The organism is Streptomyces sp. NPDC057287, assembly GCF_042667905.1.
Taxonomy (GTDB): domain Bacteria; phylum Actinomycetota; class Actinomycetes; order Streptomycetales; family Streptomycetaceae; genus Streptomyces.
In genome coordinates this window covers 178,434-186,539 of sequence record NZ_JBHUYV010000017.1, presented here as the reverse complement: position 1 = coordinate 186,539, position 8,106 = coordinate 178,434, and the positions used below count along the sequence as shown (strand labels likewise).

The window sequence follows — 8,106 nt, the reverse complement described above, 5'->3', positions numbered from 1 at the left end:
CCTGGGCCGTTTTGGGTCCGCGGGGGGCCCGGCCCGGGGGTGGCTCACCGCCCGGGGGGGGGGGCCGGTGCGTACGCACCGGCCCCGCTCCCGTTCCTCGCAGGCGACCCCCTCTAGCGGGCGCCGTTCTCGTCGACCAGCGTTCCGTGGAGGCCCCTGATGTGCTCCTCGACCAGGTCGGCAGCCTCGTAGCCCCGCCCCTCGCGCACCAGTCGGAGCAGGTGCGCGTGCTGGGTGTTGAGGGCGGCCGCCGTCGCCGGCCAGTCGTCGGTCTCCTCCAGCGCCCGCAGGATCAGCGGGCGGACGGACTCGCGCACCGCCGAGGTGAGCGTGGAGGTGAGCGCGTTGCCCGAGCTCCCGGCGATCAGCACGTGGAAACGGGTGTCGAGGTCGTTGAATTCGGCCACACCCACGTCCGGCTCCCCCATGCGCCGGACGAGCTCTCCCGCCGCTTCGAGGTCCTCGGCCCGCGCGTGACGCGCGGCGGCCTCCCAGCTCGACCGCTCCAGGACGACACGTGCCTCCAGGACGTCGTGCAGGCTGTAGCTGCCGAGCGCGAAGTGGAGGCGAAGCAGACGGCCCAAGGCGTCGTCGGGGTTGCGGACGATGCGCGCCCCGGAGTCCGGACCGCGGCCGGGCTGGGCGGTCAGCACGCCGATGGTCTCCAGCACCCTGAGCGCCTCGCGCAGCGCGGACCGGCTGACGCCGAGCACCGGCGCGAGCTCCCGCTCGGGCGGAAGGCGGTCGCCCGCTTTGAGCTCTCCGGCGAAGACCCGCTCCTCGATGCTCTGGAGCACGAGCTCGTGGGTGCGGGACTGCCGTACGGGTTGCCACTCGACGGGCATCCGCTACTCCCTGCTCCGGGCGATACTCATGCTCCGACTATGTCACACAGGACGTGTGGTCGGACCAAAGCCCCGAGGTGGCTCAACGGGGGCGCGGCACCCTGTTCCGGTGGTTGCTCCGCTGCGGGTCGAGGAGCTGGCCGGCCATCCCGGCCACCACCAGGCCGGCGGCGATGAGCAGACCGTGGCCCATGACGATGCCGGCTGCCAGGCCGACGATTCCGACGGCGAGCCACAGCCACTTCGGGCCTGGGCGGTGTCCGCGCGGGGCGCTCGCGCGTTCGGGGTCGTCATGGCGGAGCCGGTCCTCGTGACCGCGCGGCCGCTCGTCGTGCTGGGGCATTCTGACTCCCTCCCTGATCGGAACTCGTCGGGTTCCGATCCATCGTCGCCGCGGGCGGGGGCGCGGGACATCGGGGTCGGCACCCATCTTCGAGGGGGTCCGCCATGCAGACGCGGCCGCGGGCCGGGCGCGGGGCCGTGCACGGCGCCCGACCGGCGATAGTGGAGACAGTCGCCCGCCCGCGACCCGATCGAAGGAGGCCGTGCGGTCTTGTCCCTGTTCTGGCGCATCTTCCTGCTCAACGCCGCTGTCCTGGTCGCGGCCGGAGCCCTGCTGCTGCTCGGCCCGATCACCGTCTCGGCCCCGGTGGTGCTGACCGAGGCACTGATCCTGGCCGGCGGCATGGCCCTGATGCTCGGCGCGAACGCACTGCTCCTGCGGCTGGGGCTCGCGCCACTGCAACGGGTCACCCGGGCGATGACGACCACCGACCTGCTGAGCCCGCGGCCCCGCCCGGAGGTCGCCGGGGAAGGAGAAGTGGCCGCCCTGATCGAGACGTTCAACAGCATGCTCGACCGTCTGGAGGCGGAGCGGGCCACGAGCAACGCACGCGCCCTCGGAGCACAGGAGGCCGAACGCCGAAGGGTCGCGCAGGAGTTGCACGACGAGGTGGGCCAGACCCTCACCGCGGTCCTGCTGGAGCTGAAACGGGTCACCGCACACGCCCCGGAATCCCTGCGCACGGAGCTGGCCCAGGTCCAGGAGATCACCCGGGGCAGCCTGGACGAGATCCGCCGGATCGCACGGCGGCTGCGCCCCGGGGTGCTGGAGGAGCTGGGGCTGGTCAGCGCGCTGACGGCCCTGACCACCGAGACACCGACGCCGGCGGGGCTGCGGATCCGGCGGCGGCTGGAGAAGGACCTGCCTCCGCTCGGCGAGGAGGCGGAACTCGTCGTGTACCGCATCGCCCAGGAAGCGGTCACGAACACCGTCCGGCACGCCCGGGCCACCCTGCTCGAACTCTCCCTGCGCCGCAGTCCCGCCGGGGTGGAGCTGCGCGTCCGCGACGACGGCCGCGGCCTCGACGGGACCCCTGAGGGCGCGGGCCGGCGGGGCATGCGTGAACGCGCCCTGCTCATCGGCGCCACACTCACCTTCGGCAGCGGTGCGACGGGCGGCACCGATGTGCGCCTCGACGTGCCCGTACGGAACGGAGACGCCTGACCATGCCCCACTCCCCCGCCGGTTCCAGGAGGACCCGCATCCTGCTCGCCGACGACCACGCGCTGGTCCGCCGGGGCGTGCGGCTGATCCTCGACGGTGAACCGGACCTACAGGTCGTCGCCGAGGCGGGCGACGGCGCCGAGGCCATCGAGATGGCGCGCGCGGAGCGCCCGGACCTGGCCGTCCTGGACATCGCCATGCCTCGCCTGACGGGCCTTCAGGCCGCCCGCGAGCTGTCCCGGGTGATGCCGGGGCTGCGCATCCTCATGCTCACCATGTACGACAACGAGCAGTACTTCTTCGAGGCCCTGAAGGCCGGCGCCTCGGGCTTCGTGCTGAAGTCCGTCGCCGACCGCGACCTCGTCGAGGCGTGCCGCGCGGCCATGCGCGACGAGCCGTTCCTCTATCCGGGCGCCGTCACCGCCCTCATCCGGAACTATCTGGACCGGGTCAGGGACGGCGGCGACGTACCGGACCGGGCGATCACCGAGCGCGAGGAGGAGATCCTCAAGCTGGTCGCCGAGGGCCACTCGTCGAAGGAGATCGCGGGCATGCTGGTGATCAGCGTCAAGACGGTCGAGCGGCACCGAGCCAATCTGCTGCAGAAGCTGGGGCTCCGCGACCGTCTGGAACTCACCCGGTACGCGATCCGGGCCGGGCTGATCGAACCCTGACAGAAGTGCCGGAACCCGGCCCCGCCACCGGCAGTTCGCGGTGGCCGTGGGCGATGAACGACTTCTGAGGCGCGAGCTGTTCGGGGGTACGGCGAGCGCGGTGTCCGGGATCGCCGAGGCGTCCCGGCCGGCACGGCGCCCCTGGGACGTGACCACGGCCACGCTGTGCGTTTCATAGGATTCTCACCCAGTGCCCCTACGGTGCTCTCGTGACCCAGACGACCCCGCCCGGCTGGCATCCAGACCCCGGGCACTCAGGAATCGGCCCCCTTCAGGAACGCTGGTGGGACGGGAGCCGCTGGACCGACCAACTCCGGATACCTCCCGCGACGGTCCGGCGCCGTCGCATACGCATCGGCGCGGGCATCGCCGCCGCCGTCGTCGTACTCGCGGCCGTCGGCGGCGGAGCGTATCTGCTGGGCAACAGCTCCGACGACCGCGCAGGCTCGTCCGACTCGGCCCCCGCCCCCTCGAACAGCCCTCGCCTCCCGGGCGCCCCGGGAGGAGGCGGACAGGACGGCGGGCAGGACGGCGGGCAGGACGGCGGCGGACAGAACCCCGACGAGCAGATGCCGCAGACGGAGGACGGGTACGCCACCGACGCGGCCAGCGGCATCAGCATCCCCGTACCCGACGGCTGGACCGGCCGGTCCGGGCCGATCGGCGCAGGGGTGCAGACCGGCGAGTACGCCTGCCCCGGCAGCGAGTCGGATACGTGCGTGCGCGGCGGAGTGTCCTCCGCACCGGCACAGGCCCTGAAGATCGAGGCGACCACGGCGAAGGCCGCGGCGGAGGCCGACATCAAGGCCAACGCCGAGGAGTCGTACGGCGAGAAGGTCTACGGCGGGATCACCTCGCACGAGGAGCTCAGGTCCGGGGCCGTCACGGTCGCCGGGCAGAAGGGCTACGCCGTGCGCTGGAAGGTGGTGACGAAGAACGGCGACGACGGATACGTCGAGTCGCTCGCGTTCCCCTCCCCCAACGTCAAGGGCATGCTGGTCGTCGTCCGCTCCGGCTTCGACATCAACGCCGAGGCGCCGAAGCTCTCGGTGCTGGACGACATCACCAAGGGCATCAAGGAGGCCGAGGGAACCGGCTCCACCGCCGGTTCCGGCGAGACCGCCTGAGGGATCCCCGCACACCCGTGAGGCCGCACCGGACCGTTCCGGTGCGGCCTCCGCCCGTCCGGCTCGCACACACCGGACTCGTGACTCCGGGGTATTCCAGTTGCCCCGTCAATGCAACCGATCCCCACCGGAAACAGTCTCGAACAGTGAAGGACTGTCCACCCCATAGGACATCGTCCGCCCAACTGCGTCCAACAGAGGTTCATCTCCATGCCGATCCCCCCTCACCGCGCCGCCCTCACCCTCGCCGCCGCCCTGAGCGCTGCCGGCCTGGCACTGCTGTGCATCGCCCCCGTCGCGTCCGCCGATGAGACCGAGCCCCAGCTGGCCGTTCAGGATCTCGCCCCGGTCGACGGCGTGAAGCCGGGCAGCACCTTCGACCAGCCGGTCGTCCTGACGAACAAGGGCACCTCGACCGCCGACAAGGTCTGGGTCATGTACTCCGTCACCCGAGGACTCGGCTATGCGGACGTCCCGTCCAACTGCCGGACGCACCAGGTCACCTCCTACGACGAGATGACCGCCAAGTCGAACGTGGTGTGCGAGTTCGACCAGGCGGTGGAGCCCGGTGCCACCTTCACGCCCGAGAAGCCCCTCGCGATCAAGGCGCTGGACAACGCGCTCAACGACGTGCTGCGTGTGAGCGTCTGGCCTTACGCCCCGGGCCTGGACGACGCCGCCACGCCGCCGGTGGCCGGGACCGCCCCCGCGGTGAAGCTGGTGGAGAGCCCGGCCGGTGGCGAGGCCAAGGAGGAGGCCGTCGACGTGCCGGTCACCTCCGTCAACACGGCCGACTTCAAGGTCGAGGGTGCCGCGCTCGCGGGCAGCCCCGGCGACACCGTGACCCTGACGACCAGGTTCACCAACGCCGGACCCGCCTGGGTGCTGACCGAGGAGGGTGGCCCGCTGCCCAAGGTCCTGATCACGCTTCCGGCCGGAACCTCCGTCGTCAAGGCAGACGGATACTGCGAGCCCGCGGGCAAGGTGTACGAGTGCGGCACCAGCCAGCGGTGGGTCGACGAGGGCAAGGGCGAGACCTACACCTTCAAGCTGAAGATCGACAAGCGGGTGGAGGGCGCGAAGGGTTCCGTGGCACTGAACGCCGAGGCCCGGCCGTTCGACCCGGACAAGGGCAACGACAAGGCCGACATCACCCTGGATGTGAAGAGCGGCGGTTCCACCGGCTCCACAGGTTCGACGGACGGCTCGACCGGCTCGACCGGCTCGACCGGAGGTAACGAACCCACGACGCACGGCAGCGAGCTGGCAGCGACCGGGGCCTCCTCCACGACGGCCGTCGCGGGCACCGCTGCCGCAGCCGCGATCGCGGGCGGGGGTGCACTCCTCTTCGTGCGCCGCCGTCGCACCCAGGGCGCGGCCTGACGGAAGCGACGCGGTGGTACCCCGAGCCACGGGAGCTCCGAAGCAGCGAGCGGAGCTCAGCCCGCGCCGGAGTGGACACCGCAGTCGCCAGGGCAGGACGATCCGGTCGGAGCAACTGCTCCGGCCGGATCCCGGATGCCCTTGCCGACGCCGGGCCTCTGGACGCCGACCACCTCAACCGCCTTCGGGCGGGGGCGATTCGCAGTCCCCCGCACACGCAGGAGCGCGTGCGGGGCCGGGGTGGCGGTCAGACGGGGAGCCGCGCCAGGATTCCCGCGAAGTCCGTGTCCGGCGGCAGCGTCCCGAAGGCGAGCCCTCGGTCCCCGGCGAGCCGCGACGCGCAGAACGCATCGGCGACCGGAGCGGGCGCGTGCCGGACCAGAAGGGACCCCTGCAGCACGAGCGCCACACGTTCGATGACCCGGCGCGCACGCAACGGGGCGTCGTCGGTGACCACGAGTTCGCCCTGGAGCGTGCGCCAGGCGGCGTCGAGCCGTCCGTCGGCGCCGGCCGCAGTCTCGATCTCCGCCCGGAGGGCCTCCAGCGATTCCGGCTCACGCGTGAACGCCCGCAGCATGTCGAGGGCGTTGACGTTGCCCGAGCCCTCCCAGATGCCGTTGAGCGGGGCGTCCCGGTAGAGGCGGGGCATCCCTGAGGTCTCGTCGTAGCCGTTGCCGCCGAGGCACTCCAGGGCTTCTGCGACGGCGACGGGCTGGCGCTTGCACACCCAGTACTTTCCGACAGCTGTGGCGAGGCGGAGCAGAGCGCGCTCACCCTCGTCGCCGTGCTGGGCCCGGTCGGCGGCACCGGCCAGGCGCAGGGCGAGTGTGGTGGCGGCCTCGGACTCGAGCGCGAGGTCGGCGAGGACGTTGCGCATCAACGGCTGATCGATCAGCTTGGCGCCGAACACCGAGCGGTACCGGGCATGGTGAGCGGCCTGGCCGAGAGCGGCGCGGATGCCGGCGGCGGATCCGAGGACGCAGTCGAGCCGCGTCATGGTGACCATGTCGATGATGGTGCGTACGCCCTTGCCCTCGGCACCGACCAGCCAGGCCACCGTGTCGTCGAACTCGGGTTCGCTGCTGGCGTTGGAGCGGTTGCCGAGCTTGTCCTTGAGGCGCTGGATGCGGAAGGTGTTGCGGCTGCCGTCCGGCAGGACGCGGGGGACCAGGAAGCAGGACAGGCCGCCGGGCGCCTGGGCCAGGACGAGGAACAGGTCGTTCATGGGGGCACTGGTGAACCACTTGTGCCCTCGCAGTCGCCAGGTTCCGTCGGCGTGCGCGGTGGCCGTGGTGGTGTTGGCGCGGACGTCGGAGCCGCCCTGTTTCTCCGTCATTCCCATGCCGGCCAGCAGGCCCCGCTTGCCGGCCGGAGTGCGCAGACCCGGGTCGTACACGCGGCTGGTGAGCAGAGGCTCGTACACCTTGGCGAGGTCAGGGGCGTGCCGTAGGGCCGGGACCGCCGCGTACGTCATGGAGACCGGGCAGCCGTGGCCCGCCTCGGTGCCGCTCCACACCATGAAGCCCGCGGCCCGCGCCACATGGGCGCCCGCCCGCTCGTCGGCCCATGCGCTGCCGCCGAGCCCTTCGCTGATCGCCACCTCCATCAGCGCGTGGTAGGCGGGGTGGAAGTCGACCTCGTCGACCCGGTGGCCATAGCGGTCGTGGGTGCGCAGCACGGGCTCGTACCGGTTGGACTGGTCGGCCCAGCACTGCACTTCCTCGCTGGCGGCCCGTCGGCCTGTCCGGTGCAGGTCGTCGAGACACCACGCAGCCCCCTCGCGGCGGACACCCTCGATCAGCACCGGGTCGTCCGCGGCGTCATGACCGGTCAACGGTGGTACCTGGTTCGTCACTTCGTGGGTGACGGAGCCGGTCGTGGGCATGGGCCCTCCTTCAGGACGAGCGGATGTGTCAGGAGTCGGGAGCGCCCGCGCAGCGCAGAGCAGTGGCGGTGAGGTCGGTGAGCAATTCCTCGGTGGCGCTCTCATCGGGATCGGCGAGTGGATCGACGAGCACTTCACCGATCGCGCCGGTGAGAGCGGCGGCGGTGATCTCGGCGTTCTGCTGCGGCAGCCGGCCTACGGCCATGCCCTCGCGGACCACTTCGGCGAACAGCGCGCGGTAGTGCCGCCGGAATTCGAGGCGCTCGGCGCCGACCGCGGGCTCCGCCGGGGCGGCGAGCAGGGCATAGGCGAGTCCGCGGTTCTCCAAGGCGCGGCGGGCGAACACCTCGGCACCCCGGCGGAGGCGATCGACGGGGCAGCCCGGGCCGTGCAGCACCTCGCCGAGTACCTCCACCTCGCGTCCGGCGGCGCGCCGGAAGACCTCCACGGCGAGCGCGGCCTTGGACGGGAAGTGCTGGTACACCGAACCGGCTGCGATGCCGGCCGCGTCCGCGACAGCGGTCACGGTCGCCTGTGACCAGCCCACTTCGGCGACGACCGAGGTGGCACAGGAGACGAGGCGCTCTCGCGCGGCTTCGAGCCGACTGATTTCGGCTGGGGTCTTGCGGTAGGGCATGAAAGGAGTGAACCATCATTCAGAGTTTCCCGCCATGACCGATTCAGA

The 8,106-nt window shown here is 71.7% G+C and carries 8 protein-coding genes; 4 read left to right on the top strand and 4 right to left on the bottom strand.

All coding sequences use genetic code 11. The annotated features are described in order from the left end of the window. Positions 1 to 113: 113 nt before the first annotated feature. Together ACFUNE_RS29030 and ACFUNE_RS29025 are read right to left on the bottom strand one after the other, a co-directional pair. Positions 114 to 845, bottom strand: coding sequence for a FadR/GntR family transcriptional regulator (locus tag ACFUNE_RS29030; RefSeq protein ID WP_383574130.1), 732 nt, complete (start codon positions 843 to 845; stop codon positions 114 to 116). A gap of 82 nt (positions 846 to 927) precedes the next feature. Then, positions 928 to 1,188 carry a hypothetical protein gene (locus ACFUNE_RS29025; protein WP_383574128.1) on the bottom strand — a complete coding sequence of 87 codons (261 nt, stop codon included), beginning with the start codon at positions 1,186 to 1,188 and terminating at the stop codon, positions 928 to 930. Between the two features lie 210 nt (positions 1,189 to 1,398). Here ACFUNE_RS29025 and ACFUNE_RS29020 point away from each other — a divergent pair, with 210 nt between their 5' ends. The 4 genes from ACFUNE_RS29020 to ACFUNE_RS29005 all read left to right on the top strand — a co-directional run bounded on the left by ACFUNE_RS29020 (position 1,399) and on the right by ACFUNE_RS29005 (position 5,536). Further along, positions 1,399 to 2,352: a sensor histidine kinase gene (locus ACFUNE_RS29020; RefSeq protein WP_383574126.1), complete on the top strand. Its 954-nt coding sequence runs from the start codon at positions 1,399 to 1,401 to the stop codon at positions 2,350 to 2,352. 2 nt (positions 2,353 to 2,354) lie between these two features. Continuing rightward, complete coding sequence (locus tag ACFUNE_RS29015) at positions 2,355 to 3,026, top strand: response regulator (protein ID WP_383574124.1); 672 nt, start codon at positions 2,355 to 2,357, stop codon at positions 3,024 to 3,026. A 209-nt stretch (positions 3,027 to 3,235) separates the two neighbouring features. Beyond that, positions 3,236 to 4,153: a DUF2510 domain-containing protein gene (locus tag ACFUNE_RS29010; protein WP_383574122.1), complete on the top strand. Its 918-nt coding sequence runs from the start codon at positions 3,236 to 3,238 to the stop codon at positions 4,151 to 4,153. A gap of 210 nt (positions 4,154 to 4,363) precedes the next feature. Next, a complete protein-coding gene (locus ACFUNE_RS29005) occupies positions 4,364 to 5,536 on the top strand; it encodes an LPXTG cell wall anchor domain-containing protein (RefSeq protein ID WP_383574120.1) in 1,173 nt (390 codons plus the stop codon). Between the two features lie 247 nt (positions 5,537 to 5,783). Here ACFUNE_RS29005 and ACFUNE_RS29000 read toward each other — a convergent pair whose 3' ends face one another. Further along, positions 5,784 to 7,421 (bottom strand): acyl-CoA dehydrogenase family protein, encoded by a 1,638-nt coding sequence (locus ACFUNE_RS29000; protein WP_383574118.1) that lies wholly within the window; start codon positions 7,419 to 7,421, stop codon positions 5,784 to 5,786. A gap of 28 nt (positions 7,422 to 7,449) precedes the next feature. After that, positions 7,450 to 8,058 carry a TetR/AcrR family transcriptional regulator gene (locus ACFUNE_RS28995; protein WP_383574116.1) on the bottom strand — a complete coding sequence of 203 codons (609 nt, stop codon included), beginning with the start codon at positions 8,056 to 8,058 and terminating at the stop codon, positions 7,450 to 7,452. Between the last annotated feature and the right edge of the window lie 48 nt (positions 8,059 to 8,106).

Excerpts from the sequence above, each read along its gene's own strand:
- ACFUNE_RS29030 (WP_383574130.1), bottom strand. The coding sequence starts at position 845 with ATGCCCGTCGAGTGGCAACCCGTACGGCAGTCCCGCACCCACGAGCTC.
- ACFUNE_RS29025 (WP_383574128.1), bottom strand. The coding sequence starts at position 1,188 with ATGCCCCAGCACGACGAGCGGCCGCGCGGTCACGAGGACCGGCTCCGC.
- ACFUNE_RS29015 (WP_383574124.1), top strand. The coding sequence starts at position 2,355 with ATGCCCCACTCCCCCGCCGGTTCCAGGAGGACCCGCATCCTGCTCGCC.
- ACFUNE_RS29005 (WP_383574120.1), top strand. The coding sequence starts at position 4,364 with ATGCCGATCCCCCCTCACCGCGCCGCCCTCACCCTCGCCGCCGCCCTG.
- ACFUNE_RS29000 (WP_383574118.1), bottom strand. The coding sequence starts at position 7,421 with ATGCCCACGACCGGCTCCGTCACCCACGAAGTGACGAACCAGGTACCA.
- ACFUNE_RS28995 (WP_383574116.1), bottom strand. The coding sequence starts at position 8,058 with ATGCCCTACCGCAAGACCCCAGCCGAAATCAGTCGGCTCGAAGCCGCG.